Annotated in this window: 24 protein-coding genes; 10 read left to right on the top strand and 14 right to left on the bottom strand. The window is 36.6% G+C overall.

Annotation, left to right across the window (positions count from 1 at the left end; translation table 11 throughout):
- Positions 1–2: 2 nt before the first annotated feature.
- From BW983_RS10745 to BW983_RS10710, 8 genes are all read right to left on the bottom strand, one after another.
- Positions 3–1400, bottom strand: coding sequence for a porin family protein (locus BW983_RS10745; protein ID WP_076551958.1), 1398 nt, complete (start codon positions 1398–1400; stop codon positions 3–5).
- Entirely contained in the window at positions 1393–1959 is a 567-nt protein-coding gene (locus BW983_RS10740) for an RNA polymerase sigma factor (RefSeq protein ID WP_076551957.1), read from the bottom strand. The genes BW983_RS10745 and BW983_RS10740 overlap by 8 nt, the downstream gene beginning before the upstream one ends.
- A gap of 94 nt (positions 1960–2053) precedes the next feature.
- On the bottom strand, positions 2054–2629 hold the full coding sequence (locus BW983_RS10735) for a DUF4840 domain-containing protein (RefSeq protein ID WP_076551956.1): 576 nt from the start codon (positions 2627–2629) through the stop codon (positions 2054–2056).
- Positions 2630–2876: 247 nt separating this feature from the next.
- Positions 2877–4292, bottom strand: coding sequence for an efflux transporter outer membrane subunit (locus tag BW983_RS10730; protein WP_076551955.1), 1416 nt, complete (start codon positions 4290–4292; stop codon positions 2877–2879).
- Complete coding sequence (locus tag BW983_RS10725; RefSeq protein ID WP_076551954.1) at positions 4279–7437, bottom strand: efflux RND transporter permease subunit; 3159 nt, start codon at positions 7435–7437, stop codon at positions 4279–4281. Before BW983_RS10725 ends, BW983_RS10730 begins: the two co-directional genes overlap by 14 nt.
- 29 nt (positions 7438–7466) lie before the next feature.
- Positions 7467–8588, bottom strand: a complete 1122-nt coding sequence (locus BW983_RS10720) for an efflux RND transporter periplasmic adaptor subunit (protein WP_076551953.1) — start codon at positions 8586–8588, stop codon at positions 7467–7469.
- A 396-nt stretch (positions 8589–8984) separates the two neighbouring features.
- Positions 8985–9749, bottom strand: a complete 765-nt coding sequence (locus tag BW983_RS10715; RefSeq protein WP_076551952.1) for a LytR/AlgR family response regulator transcription factor — start codon at positions 9747–9749, stop codon at positions 8985–8987.
- Complete coding sequence (locus BW983_RS10710; RefSeq protein WP_076551951.1) at positions 9746–10864, bottom strand: sensor histidine kinase; 1119 nt, start codon at positions 10862–10864, stop codon at positions 9746–9748. The genes BW983_RS10715 and BW983_RS10710 overlap by 4 nt, the downstream gene beginning before the upstream one ends.
- 229 nt (positions 10865–11093) lie before the next feature.
- Between BW983_RS10710 and BW983_RS10705 the strand changes: the two genes are divergently transcribed.
- Positions 11094–11918, top strand: a complete 825-nt coding sequence (locus BW983_RS10705; RefSeq protein WP_076551950.1) for a universal stress protein — start codon at positions 11094–11096, stop codon at positions 11916–11918.
- Between the two features lie 189 nt (positions 11919–12107).
- Here the strand turns inward: BW983_RS10705 and BW983_RS10700 are convergent, their stop codons facing one another.
- Positions 12108–12977: an ATP-grasp domain-containing protein gene (locus tag BW983_RS10700; RefSeq protein WP_076551949.1), complete on the bottom strand. Its 870-nt coding sequence runs from the start codon at positions 12975–12977 to the stop codon at positions 12108–12110.
- A 217-nt stretch (positions 12978–13194) separates the two neighbouring features.
- Between BW983_RS10700 and BW983_RS10695 the strand changes: the two genes are divergently transcribed.
- The 4 genes from BW983_RS10695 to BW983_RS10680 are packed head-to-tail and all read left to right on the top strand — an operon-like array spanning position 13195 to position 15095.
- Positions 13195–13704: a hypothetical protein gene (locus BW983_RS10695; RefSeq protein WP_076551948.1), complete on the top strand. Its 510-nt coding sequence runs from the start codon at positions 13195–13197 to the stop codon at positions 13702–13704.
- Positions 13701–14048: a tRNA-binding protein gene (locus tag BW983_RS10690; RefSeq protein WP_076551947.1), complete on the top strand. Its 348-nt coding sequence runs from the start codon at positions 13701–13703 to the stop codon at positions 14046–14048. The genes BW983_RS10695 and BW983_RS10690 overlap by 4 nt, the downstream gene beginning before the upstream one ends.
- 15 nt (positions 14049–14063) lie before the next feature.
- Positions 14064–14765, top strand: a complete 702-nt coding sequence (locus BW983_RS10685) for a 3'-5' exonuclease (protein WP_076551946.1) — start codon at positions 14064–14066, stop codon at positions 14763–14765.
- A gap of 3 nt (positions 14766–14768) precedes the next feature.
- Entirely contained in the window at positions 14769–15095 is a 327-nt protein-coding gene (locus tag BW983_RS10680; protein WP_065395614.1) for an SUF system Fe-S cluster assembly protein, read from the top strand.
- Between the two features lie 282 nt (positions 15096–15377).
- Here the strand turns inward: BW983_RS10680 and BW983_RS10675 are convergent, their stop codons facing one another.
- Together BW983_RS10675 and BW983_RS10670 are read right to left on the bottom strand one after the other, a co-directional pair.
- Positions 15378–16214, bottom strand: a complete 837-nt coding sequence (locus BW983_RS10675) for a sulfurtransferase (RefSeq protein WP_076551945.1) — start codon at positions 16212–16214, stop codon at positions 15378–15380.
- Between the two features lie 186 nt (positions 16215–16400).
- Positions 16401–17249, bottom strand: a complete 849-nt coding sequence (locus tag BW983_RS10670; protein WP_065395612.1) for a hydroxymethylglutaryl-CoA lyase — start codon at positions 17247–17249, stop codon at positions 16401–16403.
- A gap of 189 nt (positions 17250–17438) precedes the next feature.
- Here BW983_RS10670 and pepT point away from each other — a divergent pair, with 189 nt between their 5' ends.
- From pepT to BW983_RS10645, 5 genes are all read left to right on the top strand, one after another.
- Positions 17439–18686 (top strand): peptidase T, encoded by a 1248-nt coding sequence (gene pepT / locus BW983_RS10665; protein WP_076552272.1) that lies wholly within the window; start codon positions 17439–17441, stop codon positions 18684–18686.
- A 5-nt stretch (positions 18687–18691) separates the two neighbouring features.
- On the top strand, positions 18692–19258 hold the full coding sequence (locus BW983_RS10660; RefSeq protein WP_076551944.1) for an energy transducer TonB: 567 nt from the start codon (positions 18692–18694) through the stop codon (positions 19256–19258).
- A 189-nt stretch (positions 19259–19447) separates the two neighbouring features.
- Positions 19448–20044, top strand: coding sequence for a porin family protein (locus BW983_RS10655; protein ID WP_076551943.1), 597 nt, complete (start codon positions 19448–19450; stop codon positions 20042–20044).
- Positions 20045–20328: 284 nt separating this feature from the next.
- Entirely contained in the window at positions 20329–21180 is an 852-nt protein-coding gene (locus BW983_RS10650) for a sensor histidine kinase (RefSeq protein ID WP_228408998.1), read from the top strand.
- Positions 21170–21904 (top strand): LytR/AlgR family response regulator transcription factor, encoded by a 735-nt coding sequence (locus BW983_RS10645; RefSeq protein WP_076551941.1) that lies wholly within the window; start codon positions 21170–21172, stop codon positions 21902–21904. The genes BW983_RS10650 and BW983_RS10645 overlap by 11 nt, the downstream gene beginning before the upstream one ends.
- 83 nt (positions 21905–21987) lie before the next feature.
- Here BW983_RS10645 and BW983_RS10640 read toward each other — a convergent pair whose 3' ends face one another.
- The 3 genes from BW983_RS10640 to BW983_RS10630 form a co-directional block, all read right to left on the bottom strand.
- A complete protein-coding gene (locus tag BW983_RS10640; RefSeq protein ID WP_076551940.1) occupies positions 21988–22896 on the bottom strand; it encodes a DUF6268 family outer membrane beta-barrel protein in 909 nt (302 codons plus the stop codon).
- A gap of 124 nt (positions 22897–23020) precedes the next feature.
- Positions 23021–24217 (bottom strand): multidrug effflux MFS transporter, encoded by a 1197-nt coding sequence (locus BW983_RS10635; RefSeq protein WP_076551939.1) that lies wholly within the window; start codon positions 24215–24217, stop codon positions 23021–23023.
- A gap of 167 nt (positions 24218–24384) precedes the next feature.
- Complete coding sequence (locus BW983_RS10630; protein WP_076551938.1) at positions 24385–25206, bottom strand: helix-turn-helix domain-containing protein; 822 nt, start codon at positions 25204–25206, stop codon at positions 24385–24387.
- Positions 25207–25270 lie beyond the last annotated feature (64 nt).

Raw genomic sequence — 25270 nt, 5'->3', positions numbered from 1 at the left:
ATTTAATCGATCAATAGCCTGATCCCGAATTTCACATTGAAATGCAATGGCTTTTCTTTATAAAAAGTATTGGGAGCTTTCTCATCCTTGAAATGATAACCTATCCCAGGTTCTGCATAGATCCCCAATCGATCAATAACTTTCAGCTGAACTCCTACTGCAGTATTCACAGAAAATTGCACTGGCTTTTTATTCAGGCTTTCTTTTGAAGATTCTTGTACCTCATCATTCACTACATATGTTGTTGTAATACTACCAGACACAGGTTTTTCTACCAACGCTCCTCCTGTTACATATCCTGTAAATTTTCCTTTTTGAATCACATTATAATTGACCTGCACCGGAATTCCTACATAATGGATGGTTTGATCTCCTTTAATATAATTTTCATTACTTCCTGAATGCAGTTCAGATACCAGTTTTGTATAATTCAATCCTGTTCCTATTCCCCATCTTTTGCCAAGATTATAATAAACCGATAACCCGAATGTTACCGGAAGTCTATGTCTGATTCTTGCCTCTACAGGCTGGCTTTGATTTGCCAGTAATATCTGCGTCAAAGGATCCTCTACAAATTCAGAAGCACACCATACTTCTTCCACATCCATAGGCTTTCCATTGATGGAAGCATAGCCTGGAAACTGCTGTTCTGCAGCATTGGATGACGCATTTCCTGTAAGCATACTCAGCATCCATTTTCTTTTTGTCTCCGATGTTTTATGCTTTGTATTGTCGGCATACTTTTTAGATTCATCTTTTTTAAAAATATCCTCTTCTACCTCCCTGTCATTGATCTTTTTTTCCTGAGATTCACTAACCAAAGGTATTTCCGGTGAATTTTTATCATTCTGAGCTACCGGCGTTATAACATCAGTAACTTTTGTGATCACTTGGAAATTTTCATTACTTCCCGATTTTTTTCTTTCTACATTTTCAAACTTTATTTTCTTTATATTTTTTTCTGATTCTATATTATTTGATTGATTCTGAGCTAAAGGAATGTCCACATTAGAACTTTCTTCAACATCTATATTATTCTGATTTTCAATTGTTTTTAAACTTTCCTTACGATGCAATTCCTTATTTAAATCCGAAGTCTTTTTTGAAAAGATTTTATTATCATCTTCAGGCAAAAGCTTTATCATCATAAATACTAAAACAGCTGCTGCGGCTACTCCTCCGATACGATAAAACAAAGATCTGTTTCCTGATTTTGGTGCTATTGTTTCATTATTTTTCTCCTCTTCATTACCTACTGTCGGGATGCTTCCTGCGATGATGGCATTCTCGTCTTTTTCTGAGAACAGCTCATCCCTGATGTCATTCCACAACCCGTCCGGGACTTCCTCTTCATGGTCGTCCATTCTGTTTCGCAGGTTATTCAGCCATTCATTACTCATACTGTGCTTTTTTTGACATTTTAAACTCTTTTACTTTCTGAATAAGCAGCCCCTTTGCCCGGTGGAACTGTGATGCAGAAGAGTTCTCTGCAATTCCCAATAATTCAGCGATTTCTTTATGGCTTTTCTTTTCAAATACATACAGATTGAATACGGTTCTGTAACCCTCCGGAAGTGATCTTATCATTTCCATGATATCTGTTTTAGGAACTTCTTCAAAATCAGGTTCTTCTTCGTCAAGAATGTCCGGAAGCTCCTCAACCTCAACTGTAGATCTGAAATCATTTTTCTGTTTTATATGCTTCAGGGCTTCATTGACGGTAATTCTTGTCACCCACGCTTTCAAAGAGCCGTTTCCTCTATATTCAAATGACTTTATGCAACGAAACATTTTAATAAAACTATTCTGAAGCACATCATGAACGTCTTCTCTTTCGGATACATATCTGGCACACACATAGGTCAGATTACCGGAATAAGCTCCAAAAAGCTCTTTCCAGGCGGATTCTTCCTTCTGTAGAAGGCGTTTTACCAAAATCTGTTCTTTACTTTCTTCCATGTACTGCTACAGTATCCTCGACTATTAATTAAAATTTGAAGGCAAAAATAGATTGCATCTTATAAATGCAATCCATTATCATAATATCTATTCATTAATTCTTTACACAGAACGGAAAATTATAATTAATAGCTTCATAGGAACCGAGTACCGTACCATCCACCGTAATCTTTTCTGCCACCAATGCAAATCTCAATGATTCATCCATCCCCACATAAAAACCTTTTTGTTTGCTTGCCAATGCTACTTCTGTCTTTTTTAAAACGCCATCTACCGGAATTCTTATTTCCAGAGTTTTGGGAGCAAGGGATAACTCTATCACATTGCTGGTTGTATTTATTGATGAGGTGTATTTAATATTATACTTCACTTTTCCTATTGTTTTGACTGCTTCATCAGCCTTTGCCGGATCTTTTATCACTGTTCTTACAATTTCCTGTATGGGAAACTCTGCAAACGTTATCGTATCTTTTTTGACTTTAAAATCTTTAATTTTTTCTGTTTTTACACTTCCCTGTATGGTAATCAGTCTTCCTTTGTAGTTTCCGTTAACATCTTCCAGCTTTACGGGAGGAATATCCGGACCATCATTATTACATGAGAACAAAGAGAAACCTGTCATTACAATTAAAATAGCTGTCAAAAGTTGAGTTACTGTAAATTTTTTCATTGTACATTATTTTTTTCATTAAACATTAATTATTTCGAGTACTCATTGATATAAATCGTCTTTTCCGGAAATCTTGCATGATATTTTTTAAAAAAGACAACATTTTTCATAACTAATTGATTTAATGAATGAAAAATTCAATTAAAACAAATACTTTTCTAACAGAAATTAATATTTCTTCTCAATTTCACATTAAAAAAGGAAGCTACATAGTGTAACTTCCTCTTCTGTATTAATCGTTAAAATTTTATTCTGTTCCGCCGCCGAGTGCTCTGTATAGGTCTACTTCAGCATTTAATCTTTCAAGGGTAACATTGATGGCTTCTAGGTCGTTCTGAAGCTTATTGTTTTGTGCTGTAATGACTTCCAGATAGGTTGCCATTCCGCTTTTATACAATTTCAATGCATCATTGATCCCTTTGTCTAAAATGCTTGTTCTCTGTTCCAAAAGCTGTAATCTTTCGGATGATCCCTGAGATTTTGCCATAGCGTCAGAAACTTCTCCTACAGCCGTCATTACCGATTGCTTAAAGTTGATAGCAGCTTTCTCCTGTTCTATCAAAGCGGTTTCATATGCTGTTTTCAGCTGTTTTTTCTGAAAAATAGGTGCCGCTAAGTTGGCAGCAACAGCTTTTGTAATAGATCCCGGAATATCAAACCATGAGCTGAATTTATTAGAATTAACCCCAATTTGTGGGCTTAAACTGATACTTGGATACATGGCTGCTTTTGCCAATCCTGTTTTTGAATTCAGGCTGATGACATTAAATTCTGCCATTTTCAGATCTGGTCTTCTGCTTAACAATTGTGCCGGTAATCCTTCTGAAAGTTTGTTTTCAGGAATCATCATTTTCAGATTACCCTGTCTTTCAATTTTAGCAGGATATTCACCACAAAGAATACTCAAGGCGTTTTCCTGAATGGAAATATTCTGTTTTGCCAGAGGAATCAGGAGTTCAGCTGTTTTCTTTTGTGCTTCAGATTGTTGTACCGCCAATGAATTGATCTGTCCGGCTTTAAACTGAAGATCCATCATTTTAAGTGTATTATTGCTAAGCTCAATATTTTGTTCTGCTATTTTCATCTGCTCGTCCAGACTGATCAGGTTGTAATAAGCCTGTGCTACCTGAACGATGATTCTACTTTTTATGGCATTCAGGTTTTCCTTTTGAGCAAAGTATTCTGCTGCGGCTGACTCTTTCTGCATTTTTGCTTTTCCCCAGATATCTACTTCCCACGAAAGTCTCACACTGGCACTGAAATCATCCATATGAGTTGTTCCAGCAAACTGCTCATTAAGTGATCCGTTAAGCGTATTTGTGGAAGCCCAGCTTCTGTTGGCTCCTGCACTGAAATCCAGCGTTGGAAGGAGAGACAGCTTAGCCTGTTTGTAGATCAGATCCAGTTGTTCTATATTTTTTAAAGCAACATTTACCTCATTGTTTCTGGTTAAAGCTTTATCTATTAATCCTACCAATTTAGGATCTTTGAAGAAAGTTTTCCATGGAAGCACCACTGTATCTCCTGTTACCTGTACGGATTCTTTATAGGTTTCCGGTACCTGAAGATCTGTTCTTGCATAGGGTTTCCCCACGGCGCAGGACATCAATACTGATGCCAATGCGCCTGAAATAAGGAAGTTCTTTATATTAAATATTCTCATTTGTCAATTGATTTTGGATTACAGGATACTTCTTTTTAGATGAAAATTTCTCATCCAGATATTGGAAGAACATATAAAGTACAGGGATTACAAATACTCCCAACACTACTCCACTCAACATTCCTATGGCAGCACTTACACTGATGGATTTGTTTCCCGAAGCCATTCCTCCTGTAGAGATCATCAACGGAATCATTCCCACAATAAAGGCAAGTGATGTCATGATAATCGGACGCAATCTCGCTTTTGCTCCTTCCAATGCTGAATCCAGAATGGAAAGCCCTGATTTTCTTCGCTGAACTGCAAATTCCACAATAAGGATGGCATTTTTTGCTAACAAACCGATAAGCATGATCAATCCTACCTGTACATAGATATTATTATCCAGTCCTATAGCTTTGATTCCCAGGAATGCTCCTACAATACCTGTCGGGATGGAAAGCATTACAGCTAACGGAAGAATGTAACTTTCATATTGGGCTGCAAGTAACAGATATACAAAGAGTAAACACAATCCAAGAATTACTGCAGTTTGATTTCCTGCTGATTTTTCTTCCAAACTTAAACCTGTCCATTCATAACTATAATCGGAAGGAAGTTTATTCAATGTAGGCTCTATTTTATCCATCAAGGCTCCATTACTGATTCCAGGTTTCGGTACCACATTAATGTTCAATGAATTATAAAGATTGTATCGTTGTACTGATTCCGGACCGTATACTTTTTTCAAGGTGATTAAAGTATTGGCTGGAACCATTTCTCCTTTATTATTCTTTACGAAGATATCATTGAAAGCCTGCTCATCCATTCTGAAAACACCATCAGCTTTGATATTCACTCTGTAGAACTTCCCAAATCTTGAGAAATTCTGAGACTGATCTCCTGAGAAATAGGTCTGAATTGATCCCAATAAATTAGAAATACTTACTCCTAATTGTTTCGCTTTGTCTTCATTTACTTCAAGTTCAAGCTGTGGATAATCTGCTCTGAACATGGTATATGCGTAAGCAACTTCCGGAACCTGCATCAATTGTCCGATCACATCATCTGCTTTGGCTTTAAGAACCTGTGGATCTCTCCCCATACGATCCTGAAGCACGATCTCTGCATCATTGGTTACACCATATCCTTCTACCGGAGGCATTCTGAAGCTCATTACACTTCCTTCCTTGATCACGGATAATTTATCGTTAACAATATTCATGATCTCATCAATATTCTGAACCGCTCCTCTTTCTTTTTTAGGTTTTAATTTTACAAATCCCATTGCATAAGCAGGTCCTGCACTGTTGCTTAACAGGTTAAAACCTGTAATGGAAGTATTTTCCTGAACCGCATCTACAGTTTTTAAGATGGCATTGATTTTATTGGAAACTTCTGTTGTTTTTGTCAATCCCGTTCCTGGTGGCATACTCAAAGAATAGATGAAGAACCCGTCATCTTCCATTGGAACAAAACTTTTGGTTGTGCTTGACATCAACCATGCTGAAAGTCCTATAATTCCGGCTACCAAGCCTGCTGCAATCCACTTTTTTCCAATCAAAAATCTTACTCCTTTTGCATAACGGTCTGTCATATTATTAAACCCGGCATTAAAAGCAACCGCGAATCTTTGTCCAAATCCTTTTGGCTTTCCACCTTCTTCTGCATGGTGATTCTTTAAGAATACCGCACATAAAGCCGGCGTTAATGTCAATGCATTTACTGCGGAAATAATAATCGCAATTGCTAATGTGTAAGCAAACTGCTTGTAAAATAATCCTGCAGAACCAGACATAAATCCAATCGGAATAAATACTGCAGACATCACTAATGTAATGGAAATAACAGCTCCGGTAATTTCATTCATCGCTTTGTGGGTAGCATCTCTTCCTGAAAGGTTTGTTCCTTCCATATTACTGTGAACTGCTTCCACCACTACAATCGCATCATCAACGACAATACCGATTGCCAGTACAAGGGCAAATAACGTTAGTACGTTGATGGTAAATCCTAACACCAGAAGGAAGAAGAATGTACCAATAATTGCTACAGGAACCGCAATCGCTGGAATGATCGTAGATTTGAAATCCTGTAAAAAGATGAAAACTACGATAAATACAAGGATAAATGCTTCTATCAATGTAGATTTTACCTGTCCTGTTGCTTCATCCAATCTTTCTTTAGTACTCATCACCTTGGTATATTTGATACCTGGAGGAAATGATTTTGAAAGTTGGTCAATGGCTTTATTTACTCCAATTTCAATTTCATTCGCATTGGAACCTGTGGTCTGCATAATGGCAACAGTAACGGCATTTTTACCATTAGAAAGGTTATCTCCACTGTTATTGATAGACCCAAATTCTACTCTTGCCACATCTTTAAGCCTGATGACATTTGTTCCGTCATTTTTGACCACAATGTTTTCGTATTGTTCTGGCTTATTCTTTTTCCCTTTATATCTGATTACATATTCCAGTGCCGCATCTGATTCTTCTCCCAGTTTACCCGGAGCAGATTCTAAACTGTGATCGGCAATTGCATTGGAAACATCTGAAGGCTCAAGACCGTAAGAGGACATTTTCTGAGGATTAAGCCATATTCTCATGGAATAGTCTTTTACCCCGAAAATCTGTGCCTGTCCTACTCCTTTTACCCTTTTGATCTGTGGGATAAGATTGATATTGGCATAGTTCTGAAGAAAGGTTTCATCATATTGCTTATTATCTTCAGTATAGATATTGAAGATCAACACCATACTGTTCTGTTGTTTTGAGGTTGTGAGCCCCATTCTTATCACTTCCTGAGGTAAGATCGGAGTTGCCTGTTGCACTCTGTTCTGAACGTTTACCGCAGCCTGATCGGCATTCACTCCCTGTTTGAATATAACTGAGATGGTAAATGTACCGTCATTACTTGCCGTGGATTTCATGTAACTCATGTCTTCTACCCCGTTAATCTGTTCTTCCAAGGGAGTTACCACAGAACGGATCACTGTTTCACTGTTTCCCCCAGGATAAGAACCTGAAACCGTAATGGTAGGTGGAGAAATGTCCGGGAATCTGGTCACTGCCAATTGGTTTAATCCAATGATCCCCAAAATGACAATGATAAGGGATATTACCGTCGCCAATACCGGACGGTCTATTATCTTTTTTAACATTTTCGAATTTTCTAAGAATGATTATAAAATTATTTCGAAGGAGTTACTTTAGCCACAACTTGTGCTCCGTCTGTAAGGGCATCTATTCTGTTTACAGCAATTTTATCCCCTGCAGCAACTCCTTCTTTCACGAAGTAATCTTCAGGCGTACTTCCTGATACTTTAATCTGAGTCATTTTCACCTTATCTTTACCGGCAAGTTTATAGACGAAGAATTTATCCTGAATATCTTTTACAGATGTTTTCGGAAGCTTAATAACTCCATCTAAAGCATTATGGATCATCACTCTTCCGGTTCCTCCTGATCTTAATAGTTTATCAGGATTCTGGAAAACAGCTTTCATCTGGATACTTCCTGTATTTCTGTCAAAATTCCCACTCGCATTTTCCAATCTTCCTTTGAAGCCATAAGTGGAACCATCTGCCAAAATAAGTTCTACATTTTCTGCATTTTCACCTGAAGCCGTAGCTCTGCTGTGTGCAATAAAATCAGCTTCATTCATCGAGAAGTAAACATTTACGGTGCTGATGTTTGATAAAGTCGTCAGCGGTGAAGCATCAGAAGGGCTGATAAGATTTCCTACCCTGTTTGGTATTCTTCCTATGTATCCGCTTACAGGAGCCTTGATATAAGTAAAATTGGCATTGATCTTTGAAGAGCCTAATGAAGACTGTGCCTGAGCCACTTGTGCTGATGCTGCTTTTAAGTTTGCCTGAGCTGTTTTCAGCTGCATATCAGAAACTACTTTTCCTTCTACAAGAGGTCTTAATTTTTCCACTTCCAGTTTTGCTGTTTCCTGAGCTGCCAAAGCAGATTTCAAAGCTGCTGCATTGGTATTCACCTGTTCATTGTACACAGACGGATTGATCCTGAATAGAGTTTGCCCTTTACTCACATACTGTCCTTCTTTTATATAAACCGCTTCCAGGTATCCTGTTACCTGAGCTTTAATCTCTACATTATCCTGCCCTTCTATACTTCCGGGATATCCCGTGGAAACATCTTCATTTCCGGATTTCACCTGGATAAAGTCTGTAGGAAGAGCCTGCTGCATCTGCTGAGCATTTTCCTGAGCATTTCCCGAACCGCACGAATACAATATTGCAGCCGCCGCGAGTGAAAGTGCCAGATATCCTTTTTTATAATTCATAACCTTTGATTTTAAATTTTACAACAGCAAAATAAGTTCATATAATAAGGATACTGATCTAAAAATAAGGTGAAGCGTAATTAATCGCAGGTGAAACGTAGCATACTAAAAATGAAAGGAAAGACGGGTATTCCTACTATTCAGATCGATAAAAAAGAGTGTTTTCGGTTTAGTATTCTAAAAATACGGTTAAGCTTTAAATTTCTACGTTTCACTTTTAAAATTCCCGATTCTGCCTATTTTTCTATATGACTATCTGGTATTAATAAAACAAAGAATAAGACAATAATTTAAATTTTTAGTAATTGTAATTTCAGAGAATGTAGTGTAAAGGACAAAGCAGAAAAAATAAAAGCTGTCCCATTGAGACAGCTTTTAAGTATTTAATTTCTTTCATTAATAATCCATCCAGGATTTGAATATAGAAGCCTTTTCCCGGCTTACAATCACTTCCATTTCAGGCTGTTTTCTTAGTTCCAGCTTCAGTTTCCCGTTAAAATGGTTATAGATCTGTTTTACAGAATCAATGTGGATAATAAATTGTCGATTCGCACGGAAGAAGTATCTTGGATCCAATTGTTTTTCAAGCTCTTCCAGCGTTTGAGGAATATTTTCTACTACACCGGTATTCAACATGGCTTTACTTATTCCTAATTCTGTATAAAAATAGAGAATATCTTCGGCGAGCACCGTTTTATATCCGTCACGATGTACAATTAAAAAGCGTTTTCTATAGTCTTTAGGTTGGATATAATTTAATAACCCTTCAATAGCCGAACCGATGAAAGGAACTGATTCCATAAAGGTTTCATACCGTTTTAAAGTCGCTTCAAGCTCTTCTTCTTCTATAGGTTTCAGAAGATAATCTATGCTGTTATATTTGAAAGCCTGCACTGCATATTCGTCGTAAGCCGTTGTAAAAACTACGGGGCTTTTGATTTCAATTTTATTAAAAATCTCGAAGCTTAGTCCGTCTGCCAGTCTTACATCCATCATGATCATATCCGGAACCACGTTGTTTTCAAGCCAATGAACTGCTGAAACGATGGAATCTTCTACAGAGAGTATTTCCACATGAGGTCGTAGCTTTAGTAAAAGTCTTTTCAGCCTGTCTGCATTGGGTTTTTCGTCTTCTATTATTAAAATTTTGTTGAGCTTCATATCAATGGTAGTTTTACAGTGAATGTATCTTCAGTCTTTTCTATTATCGGTTTTGCATATCCAAGGATCTCATATCTTGTCATAACGTTGGTAAGCCCTACACCTGAGGAATCCGGCTTATTGATCAAAGGTAAAAACGTATTGGAAACCACCAGTTCTCCTTGTGTGTTTGTATATACATGGATTTCAAGTGGATTCGCCTTAGAGGTTTGATTATGTTTGATGGCATTTTCAACCAAGAGCTGTAGAGATAATGGAAGGGTGTACATCGATTTATATTCTTCCTGAATGTCTATTTTAAATATAACCCCTTCTCCTATTCTTTTCTCAATCAGAAAGATATAAGAATCTAAAAACTTCAATTCTTCTTCTACAGCAATGATATCTTTTTTGGAATTAACCAATAAGTATCTGTACACACGTGCAAATTTTTCTGAATATTCATATCCGAGTTGCTGATCTTCAAGGATAAGCTCAGAAAGCACACTCAGATTATTAAAGATAAAATGAGGATCTATCTGCAGTTTGAGTGCCTGAAGTTCTGCTGCCATTGCCGCCTGTTTATGTTTGGAAGCTCTTATTTTATGCTGAGCTGCTTCTACCGCTGTTCTTTTCCAGTTTTGAAGTAAATAATCCACCGTATTAAAACCGCTTATGATCAATGATATTACAATATTGGTTGCTACCCATTGCCCCATCAAGGTATATTCTTTTCGGGAATCCATTTCCGGTAAATTGTCTGATGTGCATTCTACAATAGCATTCACAATCACTACAATAAGAACACTTCCTACAATCTGAATAAAACCCTGAATAAGTAATCTCTTGACCGTCCTGTCTTTCCAGGGAAGCAATTTATTGAGTGCCATATCAATAAGGATACTTACTTCAGAAATGATAACGGAGAAAAGAAGAATCCATAAAGCATCTTCCACCACCATTTTTAATGGAGTATCTAAATAACTTTGCCAGACGGGATCAAAAGGATCTATCAGATAAGAAAACCCACAGAAAGCCAGCACCGCCACCGCCCAAATCACCAGCCTCCTTTTCATTGCGGAAAGGATCTTTTTACTGCGTATTAAATTTTTTCTTATGGTAGAAATCTTATTCATTTCCGGGTCTTTGTGAGTGTAAATATAAAAATAGATTTTAGAAGACTCTGTTCTATTTTAGACGAGACCGCCAAAACTGCATATGAAACGTAAAATACAGGAGTTCAAATGAAGGCTGACGTTTCATCACCTGAAAAATACATTTCATCATCATTTTATGCAACATCACCATATTTTTAAGACAAGAGATCTGTTTCTTCTATAATTTTACCTTATTAAATCCTGTACAATGAAAACAATTATTGTCTGCACAGATTTTTCCAAAGAAGCCGAAAATGCCACTCATTATGCGGCATCTATTGCCAAGGAAAACCAATATAAGATGGTTCTGTTCAATTTACAGAGTGTTTCCATTCACGCCCTGAATGCCCAAGCCTCTGCTGATTTTTTCTATGAACAGACTCTTAAAAATCAAAAAAAACTGTCTGATAAGGTAAATGAAATCAATACAATGTATTCTATAGAAACAGAATATCATCTTGCCTCAGGTAGTTTCATTGACGAGCTTAATAATTGTATCCAGATCACAAACTGTGACTTTATCGTTATGGGAATGGCAGAGAAGACTCTTGAACAGAGACTGCTGGGAAATACTGTTACAAAAGCCATCCACAGAATCAAAAAACCAATATTGATTGTTCCCGGACATATTGAATATACTGGCGTACGAAAGATTCTTTTTGCGTATGATACTCATAAATGTATGAGCTGGTCTGCGATGAATGATATTTATTATTTCATCAATGAGTTCAATGCAGAGATTGAAGTATTCAATGTAAGTGAGAGTCTCGAAGATTTTACGGAAGTCATTCAAGATATAGATCTGAATTCCGGATATGACATGGATGATATTAAATACAGTTTTAAAATGATCCAGTCTATGGAAGTGGTAAAAGCCATTGAAGAGGAAGTAAAACTGACCAATGCTGACCTTTTGACTATGATTCCTTATCGATACAATCTCGTAGAATCTCTTTTCCATCGAAGCAAAACAGCCATCATGGCGTATAAAAATAAAGTACCATTACTATCAATCCCCCTAAACATAGATTAAGACTCAATAAAAATCTGTACACATTTGTATCCTTTTTTGCCTTTATAAGGCTAAATTTTACACTTAATCTTGTTTAACAGGACCGGAACTTGCCCTCCGGTCCTTTTTATATTTTAAAATATCACTCTCAATTATTAAATAAAAACCCGTCTCAAAGCAGAAACGGTCTATTACAAAATAATTTAAAAATTAAGAAACCAGGGTCATTAATGCCTGATAATAATTTTCCAATAAAGTATTGTTTCCATTCAAAAACAGATAAGGCTCAATAAGTTCCAGTTCCATTAACCTGAATGAGTGATCAATAAGAACTCCATCTACCCGCGCATAAAGAGTTGATTGTGGTAAACTTTTTAAATAAGCACCTGCCTGCTCTATATGTAAAGGATCTGGCACAGGATAGCTGATTGTTCCGCCATGATAATGCTGTACTCTGAAGTCACCTTGTTTAGGTTTTTTTAGTGAACAATGGCTGTATTTTCCATTGAAAAAAAGGAATGACCATTCTCCGTTTTGGATTTCCTCTACAAAAGGCTGTACCATATAATCCTGCCCTTTCAAAAGCTGTTCTATTTCTGCTGAACGTTCATCAAAGTTGTTTCTGCTTACGGTAATTGTATTTTGGGCTCCCGCACTTACGCAAGGTTTTACCACTAGCTTCTCTGTTTTGAAAAGATCAAAAAAATGATTGCTAAAAGAAGAGTCTTTGTCAAGATATTCTGCTGGAATTACCGGAAGTCCTTTAACAGCAATGTCTTTCAGGTAATGCTTGTCTGAGTTCCATTTAATAATTTCAACCGGATTCAACACTCTAACACCCAGTTTATCAATCCTTTCCAGCCAATCCACGAATTCATTCAAATGGTTATGGTAATCCCACGGAGATTTAATAATTGCAACGTCAAAATTACTCCAGTCTATATTTTCATCATTCCAGATGGAAGTAACAACATCCAAACCTTTACTAATCAAAAAATTAATTAATTCCGTATCCTCATCATTCGCCACACCCTGAGAAAATTTTTTCTCCATTTTATAGCCTACTATTGTGATTTTCATGCTTCTGTTATTATGTATTTATCTTTAAGTAAAGTTCTGAAGAATGTATGAATAAGCACAGATACAGTTTTTTTAATTTAAACGGATACAATTAAAGCATTTTCGTCGCAGATGATCATATAAATGATTAATTCAACAATATTTAAAGGTCAATATTCCAGCAAACAGTCTTTGTATTCTCAATATTTTAATACATTTGTTATAAAACATATTCCAAATGAATTTCGAGCAGATCCATTTACACCTTGACGCCTATAAGGAACACAATCAAATTCTGGATGCCGCAAAATATCTGATTCATTCTTTTGATCTTGAGCATGAGAATTTTGCAGGTTTTGGTTTCAGGGAAGAGCTTTCTCCAACCTCAATGCTACTTACCGCAGAAGGTGAATTGGGAGGACCTCAAACTGTAATGATTCCCAGAAATTTATTTGATTTTGATCTGAACCTGGTCCTGAATATGATTGCTCATGAAATGCTTCATGTAAGGCAAAAAGCTCACGGACAAGTCATTGAAGACAAAAATGAACGTGAATTTCAGGCGTACTATGAAATGCTTTTTCATAAAATTTTTCCACAGGTTCCTGAAGTTTCGGATTTTCATAAAAAATTCTTCGGTGGTAAAGCCTTGGAATATTACAAAAGAATGGGTGAAGGTTCAGAATTACAACAAAAATATGCAGAACAGAAAACAGAAGTAGAACATTTAATTAACACATTACTATGACCACAAAACCAGACATTACTTGGGCAGATTTTGAAAAAGTAGACATCAGATGCGGAACGATTATTTCGGTAAACGATTTTGAAAAGGCAAGAAACCCGTCTTATCAATTGGAAATAGATTTTGGAGATTTAGGAATAAGAAAATCTTCTGCTCAGATTACTTCTCTTTATGAAAAAGAAGAATTAATAGGAAAACAGATCTTAGCGGTAGTGAATTTCCCTAAAAAGCAGATTGCCAATTTCTTCAGTGAATGTTTAGTTTTAGGATTATATGGTGAAGATAAAAATGATGTCACCCTTTTAACCCCTTCTTTACCTACAAAAAACGGAATGCAGGTAGGATAACAATACAAAACACAAATGATACAGAACATACCATTAGAAAGAGTTTTATTCCTTGATATTGAAACCGTGCCTCAGGCTTCATCCTGGGATGATTTATCTGAAACCGATCAGCATCTTTGGGATAAAAAAACCAAGTTTCAGAGAAAAGAAGAAATTTCAGCAGAAGAGTTTTATGACAGAGCCGGTATTATGGCGGAATTTGGAAAGATCATCTGCATTACCATTGGAATGTTGGAAAAGAACGAGACGTTAAAGATCAAAAGCTTCTCCGGACATGATGAAAAAAAACTGCTTCAGGAATTTGGAGAAATCTTCAACAGTCCGCGACTTCATAATGTCATTCTCTGCGCTCACAACGGAAAAGAATTTGATTTCCCCTGGATCGCAAGAAGATATCTGATCAATGGAATACAACCTCCGGCTCCTTTTCAATTGTTTGGAAAAAAACCTTGGGAGGTTCCTCATATAGATACGATGGAACTGTGGAAATTTGGGGATTATAAAAGTTTTGTATCATTGGAATTATTAGCTCATGTCTTTGGTATTCCTACTCCAAAAGATGATATTGACGGCTCAATGGTTTCATCAATTTACTACATAGAAAAAGACTTGCAGAGAATTGTTGACTATTGTGAAAAAGATGTCTTAACTTTGGCAAATATTTTCCGACGTATGCGTCAGGAAGATTTGTTGAAAAGGAATATCAATTTAGATTAAAAAATGAAATTTACAGACGATCAAATTGCTGACATTGGTGAGGAAATCATCAGCGTACTGAAAACCGTATATGACCCCGAAATTCCGGTAGATATTTACGAGTTAGGGCTAATTTATGATGTACAGATCTCCGATGATGCTGACGTAAAAATTATCATGACACTTACTACTCCCAACTGTCCTGTTGCAGAAACACTTCCTCAGGAAGTAAAAGACAAGGTAGGAGAAGTAGAACATGTAAACAGTGTAGATTTAGAGCTTACCTTCGAACCTAGCTGGAATAAGGATATGATGAGTGAAGAGGCAAAGTTTGAATTAGGAATGCTTTAAAAATTGGCATTTTGAACCCAATAAAATCATATATTGCACTTGAAATTTTAAGAAATCATGGTTATTAAAAAAATTGGCGCAATATTACTTGCTTTTTTGGGGTTATACATGCTTTATTTAGGAGCTCAAATGAAGGCTCAGCCACCTTTTATTACAGGAATAGGATTTATAATAATCTCTTTATTTCACTTAATTAAAAAGTAAACTACAAAAATATAAAAAGGATGTCATACTAGTAATGACATCCTTTTTTGTATTCTTAAAACCGGTGTTTTGGCTGGTTTATGCCTCTTTAGCAACTTCTTTTCCTTCTCGTCGGCTCCATTCACTCCATGAACCTACATAAAGATTGGGAGTATCAAATCCTGCATGAGCTAACGCTAAAATCGTATGACACGCCGTCACTCCCGAGCCACAGTGAATAATCAGATGTTCAGGTTTATTCTCCAATAATTGGCTGTATTTTTCTTTTAAAGCTTCCGGGCTTAGGAATAATCCGTTTTCATCCAGATTCTCAGAAAAAGGAATATTAATAGCTCCAGGAATATGCCCCGCAACAAGATCGATTGGTTCAGATTCTCCTCTATATCGGTAAGCATCTCTTACATCAACAACAGTAGAAGAGTTATTATTCAATTCATTTTCAACATTTTCAAGGCTTGAAACAGGCAAAGACCAATCTATTCTATTAATCAGTGGAGCTTTTTCAAAGATTTCTTCTCCTGATGAAAATTCCACACCCTCTTTTTCAGCAGCCTGAATTCCGCCATCCAAAACCTGTACATTTTCAAAACCAAAAGACCTTAGCATCCACCAAGCCCTAGCGGCTGCATTGGAACCGTTTTTATCATCATAAACTACAATATGAGCATCTTCAGTTACTCCAAGATTGGAAAGCGTTTCTGCAAATTTTTCTGGAGTCGGAAGCGGATGTCTGCCTCCGAAAGCGGCATTTTCTCCTATTTCAGCCAGATCTGTATCCAAATCAATGAATCTTGCTCCTTTGATATGTTTATCAAAATAATTTTGTTTTACCTCTTTCCCGACTCTTGCATCAAGGATGACAAGATGATCTTTGGAAATGTTTTTTAATTGGGATGATGATATGATTGGAGACATTTTGCTGATTGTTTTAGATTAAACTTAATTAGGTTTTGGTTAAAACCAATGAATGGTCTATATAGCAAAGCGGGCTAAAGCCCGCTCCTATTTATATTTTTTTATTTCACACTGATTTCGCAGATCCTGATTTTCAAGTTTCTTATCTGCGTAATTTGCTAAATCTGCGAGAGATTTCAAATAATTTTAAAAATGAAAAATATCCTTCGCCTTATTATAAGAACTTTCAAAGTTCAGCAGATTCAGTTTATGATCTGCTTTTTCAACGCTCATAAAATTGATTACCTGCTCTGTAGGCATATTTCCAACAAGATCATCTTTAGCCATAGGACACCCGCCGATTCCTTTGATCGCGCTATCAAATCTTCTGCATCCTTGGTCATAAGCTGCTTTAAGTTTTGAATACGATTCTTCATAACGGTTATGAAAATGTCCTCCGAAGTTGATCTCAGGATATTTAGACGGAATTTTTTCAAATAAAAGGGCAATGGTTTCCGGAGTTGCCACCCCTGTTGTATCAGAAAGCAGAATATCCTTTACTCCAATATCAGAGAATCTTTGCGCCCATTGATCTACATCCTCCCACTTCCACATTTCACCGTAAGGGTTTCCAAATGCCATGGAAAAGTAAATATTCAATTGTTTTCCTTCGCTTTTTACCAGCTCCAGCATTTTAATGATCTCCTCAAAAGCTTCATCCTGACTCTTATTGGTATTTCTGTGCTGAAATGTTTCAGAAATAGAGAACGGAAATCCAAGGATATCCACAGACTCATGCTTCAGTGCTTTTTCTGCTCCTCTATAGTTTCCGATAATTGCAGAAACTTTAGTTTTGGAACGGGATTTATCTATATTTTCAGCAACCTCATCAGAGTCAGCCATCTGGGGAATTGCTTTTGGAGAAACAAAGCTCAGACAGTCCAATACATCAAAACCAACATCCATCAAGGAGTTGATATAATCTATCTTTTTGTTGGTAGGGATAAATTCTCCCCATCCCTGCATTGCATCTCTAGGACATTCGGTAAGAAACATTTTTACTTTTTGATTTTCTCAAATATAATAAAACTAAACTATTTAGTATCTAATACATACAAAGCTAACATTATTTTGATTTTCAAATATTTATAACTGATTTATAATTTCAATAACTGATATTCAGTATCAAATAATGCATTCTGAGCGTCAAATTTGCTAACTTTGTTAAAATTTATGATAAATCTGATGAGTACAATAGAATTCAATCCTTTATGGAAAGAGAAATTACTGAACCGTTTTCTTAGCTATGTAAAAATATATTCAACGAGTGATGCTGAAAGTGAGTCTACTCCTTCTACTGAGCGTCAGTGGAATATTGCCAATTACATTACGGAAGAACTTAAGACAATTGGTTTGGAAAATGTTTCAATTGATGAACACGGTTATATTATGGGCTACGTTCCTTCTAACCTTGAAAATGATGACAGACCTACCATTGGGTTCATTTCACACTATGATACATCACCAGATTTCAGTGGAGAAAATGTAAAACCTCAGGTTTGGGAAAACTATGACGGAAACGATCTTCTATTAAACCAGACTACAGGATTCACTTTGTCTCCATCAAGATTTGAAAGTTTAAAAAAATACGTTAGGCAGACTTTAATTACTACTGACGGAACTACGCTTCTAGGTGCTGATGATAAAGCGGGTTGTGCAGAGATTGTAACAGCTGCTGAATATCTTATCGCTCACCCAGAAATCAAGCATGGAAGAATTGCTGTAGGATTTACTCCTGATGAGGAAATCGGAAGAGGTGCACATAAGTTTGATGTAGCTAAATTCGGTGCTGAATGGGCTTACACAATGGATGGTGGAGAAGTTGGAGAATTGGAGTATGAAAACTTCAATGCAGCTGGAGCTGTGGTAAAAATTCACGGATTGAGCGTACACCCAGGTTATGCTTATGGTAAAATGATCAATGCAGCATTATTAGCTTCTGAATTTGCTCAAATGCTTCCTGCTAATGAAACTCCTGCAACCACTAAAGGATTTGATGGATTCTATCATTTAATGGATATCAATGCTGACATTTCTGAGGCGAAACTTCAGTATATCATTCGTGATCACGATGCTGACAAATTTGAAGCAAGAAAGAAATTCATGGAAGAAAAAGTAGCTGAATTCAACCAAAAACATGGTGAGGGATCTGCTGAAGTGGAGATCAAAGAACAATACAGAAACATGAAGCAGCAGTTTGAAGGTAAGATGCACATTGTAGATCTTGCGGCAAAAGCAATGACTGAAGCTGGTATTGAGCCAAAAATCAAAGCGATCAGAGGAGGTACGGATGGTGCTCAGCTTTCTTATATGGGATTACCTTGTCCTAATATCTTCGCTGGAGGAATCAATTTCCATGGACCATACGAATATGTAGCTTTAGAAAGCATGGAAAAAGCAACTGAGGTTATTATTAACATCGTAAAAGCATAATTAAGATGAAAAAACTCTTAGCATTAGCGTTCATATCTACATTTGCTTTCGCGGGTGCACAGGTATCTGCATTTCAAAAAGCTGATTCCAAATATGAAAGAAAGAAAACGGCTCTGTATAACAAATATCCTAAGCCTAACGATTTAAGAACTAAGCTGGAGTGGCTTCTTACGGAAGACAAAATAACGTCTTATAAAAATGCTCTTGATAAAATTGCTGAAGACGAGAAAAAGGTGTTAAATAACGATCCGCCTGTAAAAACAAAAGTGACGAAAGAAGCAGATTACGAAACTGGTAAAGCTGCTTTTCAGAAGTCATTATCCCAAGCAGTTGATCTTGCTTTCTTAAATTACTCTTCAGACTCTTATAAAGCGACATTAACCTTTGTAGTAGATTCTAAAGGAAATGCTCTTGATGCTCATGTAAAAGGAAATAATGAAGATGTAAATGCATTCATTGAAGCAGCCTTCTACCGTATCAAAGAAAATGGCAAGTGGAAACCTGCAGAAAGTAATGGAAAACCGATATCATCTACAGTGATTATGCCTTTAGTTTTAACATTCAAAAAATAAAATTGACCCCGGTACAGATGACCGGGGTTATTTTTTGCTCCAACTATTCTTCTAAAATAAATATATACACCTGTGTATTCCTGAAAAATATACAGCTCGTCAACATCCTTTTACCGTTCATCAAATAAAATTTCTGCCTTCCGTTCAGAATTGTTGTTTTGCATCAAATTTCTAACAATAATTAAAATTATGAAACAACAATTTTTAGCATTCTGCTCATTGTTATTATGTATTACCTGTTCTGTAGAAACACAGGCACAGCAGAAGCCAACTCTTCATGTAGGAGTAAAAGGAGGAACAAATTTTACAAAAACCTCAACGGAATCTTCTTCCTTGGAAGGGAAATACGGTTTTGGCTATCAGGCAGGGGTAATGACAAGAGTAGATATTGGAAGCCTGTATGTACAAGGAGAAGCGCTATTCAACAAAAGAAAAGCATCGTACGAAGAAAAGTCTGGTGGTTCCGCAAAACTGACATGGAATGCTATTGATATTCCAGTGGTAGTAGGATATAAGATCATCAAGACAGATGATTTCAATTTAAGAGCATTTGCCGGCGGTGTTTACAGCTATGCATTCAACAACAAGCTATCAACGTCCGAATCTATACAGGAGGGTTTTAATAAGTTTGATAAATCCAATATCGGAATTACGGGAGGTATAGGAATAGATTATAAAAACTTCACTGTAGATCTGCGGTACGAAAACGGGCTTTCAAATATCAGTAAGGAATTTAAATCCAAACCCCACAGTTTTAGTCTTGGGATCGGTTATTTCTTATTCTAAAAACTTGAATTATCTTTACTTATTAGAAACTGTGACCCTGCAGTTTCTAATTTTTTATAAACTCTCTTCAGATTGCTCTCATGACAAAACCTTTTGTTTTAAAAGAATACATTTTCACATTCATCTTTTGGCTTGTCCTCACGATTGTACTATGGTGTAACTTTCAGACTGAGACAGACACCTATCTTGCAATAGCGCAAGCAATTATTATATCTGCCAGCTCCTTTACATTTACTCATTTTTTAACCAGCAAACTGCTTCCAAAAGCTTTACGGGAAAAAAAAATGAAACAGTTTCTGATTCAGACGGTCATGGTTATTTTTATTCTGAGTATAATTTTTGCTGTTATTTTCACATATTTTGAAGCTGGTCCCAAACATCAGCTTCCTCCGGATTTCAAAGATCATGTACCTTTTTTGTGGCGGGGATTTTATATGTCTTTGCCCGCTTCTTTCCTGATCAACGGATCTGCCTGTGGAATTAAATTCTACAAAGAACATGGAAGAATAGAACGCGATCATATTCTTCTTCAGCAGGCACATCTTGAGAATCAACTTAAACTTCTTCAGGATCAGATCAATCCGCATGTTGTTTTTAATATTCTGAATCACATCCATATCCTGATGAAACGGGATACTGAACTTGCTGACTTTTTATTAATGAAGTTTTCAGATATTCTAAGATATCAGCTGTATCACTGTAATCAAAATCTGGTTCCTTTGGATAAGGAAGTTGAATACCTGCAAAATCTGATTGAAGTAGAAAAACTACGATGGGGGAATGAACTGAACGTACAATCCACCTTGGAAATCAGTAACAATAAAGCTTTTATTGCTCCATTACTTCTGATTCCTTTCATTGAAAATGCTTTTAAATATGTATGCAGACTTCCCGGACAGATAGGTTACGTCAAAATCTTCTGTAAGGAGGAAAACAACAACCTCTTTTTTTATATTGAAAATTCATATTCTGATATTGCTATTCATAAAAAGAAGGACGGAGGAATCGGTCTGCAAAATGTAAAAAAACGTTTAAAACTGCAATATCCGGAAGCTTATGATCTGAAAATTGAAACCGATAATCTTGTCTATAAAGTAAGTTTAACCTTAAAACTCTCTGAGAAAAATGAGCAGTAATATTCCTAAAATGAAATGCCTGATTGTAGATGATGAACCTCTGGCAAGATTCCACCTTAAAGAGCTTGCCGACCAGATTGACTTTTTATCAGTGGAAGGAACATGTGCTACTGCGTTAGAAGCTGATGCTAAAGTAAAAGAAAGCGAAATCGATCTTATTTTTCTGGATATCAATATGCCTTATCTTAACGGTATTGATTTTTTGGAGCAGCTTGAAAACCCGCCTTTATGTATTTTCACCACAGCTTACTCTGAATATGCTTTGGAAGGATTCCGTCTTCAGGTCGTAGATTATCTTTTAAAGCCTATTGCTTTCAACCGTTTTTATCAGGCAGTGAATAAGGCTCAGCAGCAGTTTATCATCAGTGAAAAGCTAAAGAAAAACACTTCTTTGGATGATCCTTTTCTGTATGTAAGGCAATCTGATACCTTCATTAAGGTTTCCTGGGTAGATATTTTATATATTGAAAGTATGCAGAACTATACCAAGCTGCATTTTAAGGATAAATCGCTGATCATCCATCAGACGATGAAGGCAATTGAAGAGTCACTCCCTTCCGAACATTTCTTCAGAATTCATAAGTCATTTCTGATCAATATCATTCACATTGATATGATTTCCGGAGGGCGATTATACATTAATAAAACGGAGCTTCCTATTTCCCGTACCAGAAAAGAAGAACTATTGAATCAGGTGGTATATAAAAAGTTGATCAGTAAATAAAAGAGGGAAGCTGGAGACTGGGCGGGGAAATTCTTGAAGTTAAAAAACATCTCAAAAGCACTCCAGCTTCTTTTCTCCTTATTTTATGGTAAATTCCAACGTAGAGAAACAGCTACATAAAAAGTACTGGCAAACTTTGGGTCTGCTATTTTTTTATCTTTAAAAATGCTTTTAATTTTTCTTTCGCTTTCGCTAAAGCTTCTCACAAGAGTTGAGCCTCCTGTAACTCCTAAGCTTAGTTTATCCGTAATTTTGATTTCCGGTCTGAGCCCCGCCGTAATCTGCTGATAGCCAAACATAGTAGATTTTCCGTCTTTATTTCTCTCCACAACCATTCCACTGAGGTTTACCACAGCTTTTAAAGTGAGCGCATCTGAAAATTCGTATCCGGCTTCAGCACCTTCGGGGAAGTTCAGCTTAAACTTCACTTTCCCGTTTGTTTTCCAGTCGAAATAAATCCAGGGTAAAACCATTGGCGGTCCAAATGCTGTGGTAAGCACCGGTCCTCCTCCCAATGCCAGGTTTGGATTAAAATGTCTGATAAACAAAACTCCTCCCTGTCCCAAAATATCATCAGAGCTTATTCTTTCCAGATCTGTATACAGTCCTACAGATGCCATCATCATCATACTCCATTTTTTTCCTAGGGGTCTTATATGTTGTAATCCTACCTGAGCATTCAGCATTTGATCAGGAAACAAAGGTGTTTCATATTTTTTATGAGACATTTTTGCGTATGATCCACTCAACAGCATTGACCATGCTTTTATTCTTCCTGCACTGTCTTTCTTTACAGATAAAGGGATACTCAGATTCAGAGTTGCTCTTTTAAAATCACTTTTGGAATCTGTTTTAAGACTGTCTTCCGGGCGAATGTAGTTGGAAGAAGGAATGTATTCAGTTTTAAGTTCTGCCGAGATTCCCGACTGTGCACTCACCCAATACCCTAACGGCAACAGACAGCAAAAAGCCGTCAAAAGGTTTCTTTTCATATTCTAAATTTTATGCAAAGAGAGCCCTTTGACGGTTTTTTACAAAAATTACTTGATTAAGTGCAGGTCTGTGATGACCAACAGATAAAGTAACAGGATGATGTTTTTAAGTACTTTCGAATATCTAAGCAAATGCTCTGATACTTTTCAGAGAACGATAGGCAAACCATACAGCAATAATGGCAATTAAAGCTCTTGTAGCCACCATCGGAATGATAGATTGAGCTTCCATTAATCCTACAATACCCGAAATAATAAAGGTGACCATAAGCTGCATAAAGCCCATCAGTGCAGCAGCAGTACCACGCCCCTCTTTAAAGGATGATAAAGCATGAGCAGAGGTTATCGGGAATAAGATTCCTATCGCCAGTAATGAAATGTGTAACAGTATAATTTCCAATCCTACAGATAATTGGTACATAGAGACTAAAATATGCAGACAACATGAAGAAAACAAAATAACCGTTGCGATAAATTTCAGTCTGGTTTCCTCCATTCTTTTGATCAGTCTCGGAGTAATATATGCAGCAAGAATCAATGCTACAGAATTGAAGGCAAATATAAGCCCGAAAACTTCACTGGAAAAACCGTGTAATTCCATAAAAAGGAAAGGTGCATTGGAGATATAGATGATCAAAGATGCAAAAGCTACACTTCCTACCATGGTATTACTTATAAAGTCTTTATTGGCAATAATTACTTTAAGCTGCTCCATCAGATTTGTTCTTTCTTCTGCATTTTCAGCATCTTTGGACACTAATCTGGCATTAGTTTCAGGAACGCATTTATATACAAGAATAAATGTAATAATCCCTAGTATTACCAGAAAGGCAAACGAACTGTTCCAACCCCAGTATTTAAGAAATACACTTCCCAATAAAGGCGCAATAATAGGCGCCACTCCACTGATCTGAGTTTGCTGGGAAAATATTGCTACAGATTTTTGTTTATCATAAAGATCGATGATGATTGCCCTACCAATAACAATTCCCGCACTTCCTCCGAATGCCTGAAGGAAACGCATTGCCCATAAAACATAAATATTTGAGGTAAAATAAATAGCTGCAGCTCCTATGATAAAAAGGAAAAGCCCACAGTATAACATCGGCTTACGTCCTGTTCTATCAGACAAAGGACCCCATAATAATTGTCCGAATGCAAACCCGGCAAAGAAAACCGAAATAGACACCTGGATATGCCCGATATCGGTATTAAAAATTTCTGCCATACTTGGGAAAGCAGGGAGATAAAGATCTATACTTAACGATTCTAACGTGTTGAGTAGTGCTAAAATAAACACTACAATGCCTAACTTCTTCATAAATTATAAGCCTTCACAGGCGACTTTTTTCAGGATGCAAAATTGCCTTAAAAAGTAAGCGCTTACAATAAAAGAACTGAAGGAAGTATAGGACAAATTGAAGATTAAAGCACTAAAAAAGATGAAATTTGTTGATTTTAACCTTTTAATATTGTAAATATTGAAGATCACCTTTTTTCATTATTCTTAAAATAATCCGGCGTTTGCCCTGTATGTTTCTTGAAAAATCTTGAAAAATATGAAGTATCGTTAAAACCGAGTTTGAAAGCAATTTCTTTCACAGTAAGCGCTCCAAAGCTGAGTTCTCTCTTAGCTTCCAGAATAAGACGTTGTGAAATCATTTTTTTCACCGTAGTTCCTCTCAAAATACGTAGAATGTCATTAAGATGATGGGTGGTTATTTTTAATTTTTCAGCATAGAAGCTGGTTTCTTTATGTACAATATAATGCTTCTCGATAAGCCCCACTAGTTCCTGAACGCGTTGGCGGTCATTCAGCAATGGTTCCTCCGGGTTAATCTGTTCTCCAATGATAATACAAAATGCTTTCAAATATGCCTTTAAAAGTTCCTTTCTGGCAGTTGCTTTATATTCCTGCTCAATCAGTGAAATGATTGTATTACAGGTTTTTTCATTCTTAGGATCTAGAAAAAAGGGAAGCACACCTCCTGTGAGCACCGATTCTATATCACATGCTTCGTTGAAGATTTCTCGGCTTATTGCCATTGCATATCCTTCTTCTCCTTCTATTTTCATATTGAATGCCTGCCCTGGTGCAATGATACAGATCTGATTGTTATCAAGTTTATAACTCTCAAAATCCAATTCCAGATGGCTGTATTCATATACTTCTCTGAACCAGATGATTTCAAAAAAATTATGTCGGTGAACATCGTGAAAATTTTCAGGTCCTGCAGCGCTCAGAGTACTCATCTGAAACTCTTCAGATGTAAGATGGTGAACAGGGATCTCTTTTTCTGGGGTAATCATCACTGTATTTTTAAATCGTTGGGTAATAAACAAAAACCACAGCAAAAAAAGTGCTGCGGTTTTC

It is taken from the genome of Chryseobacterium ureilyticum (assembly GCF_900156735.1).
GTDB lineage: Bacteria > Bacteroidota > Bacteroidia > Flavobacteriales > Weeksellaceae > Chryseobacterium > Chryseobacterium ureilyticum.
The sequence above is the reverse complement of the archived record's forward strand: the minus strand, read 5'-3'. Positions and strand labels throughout refer to the sequence as shown.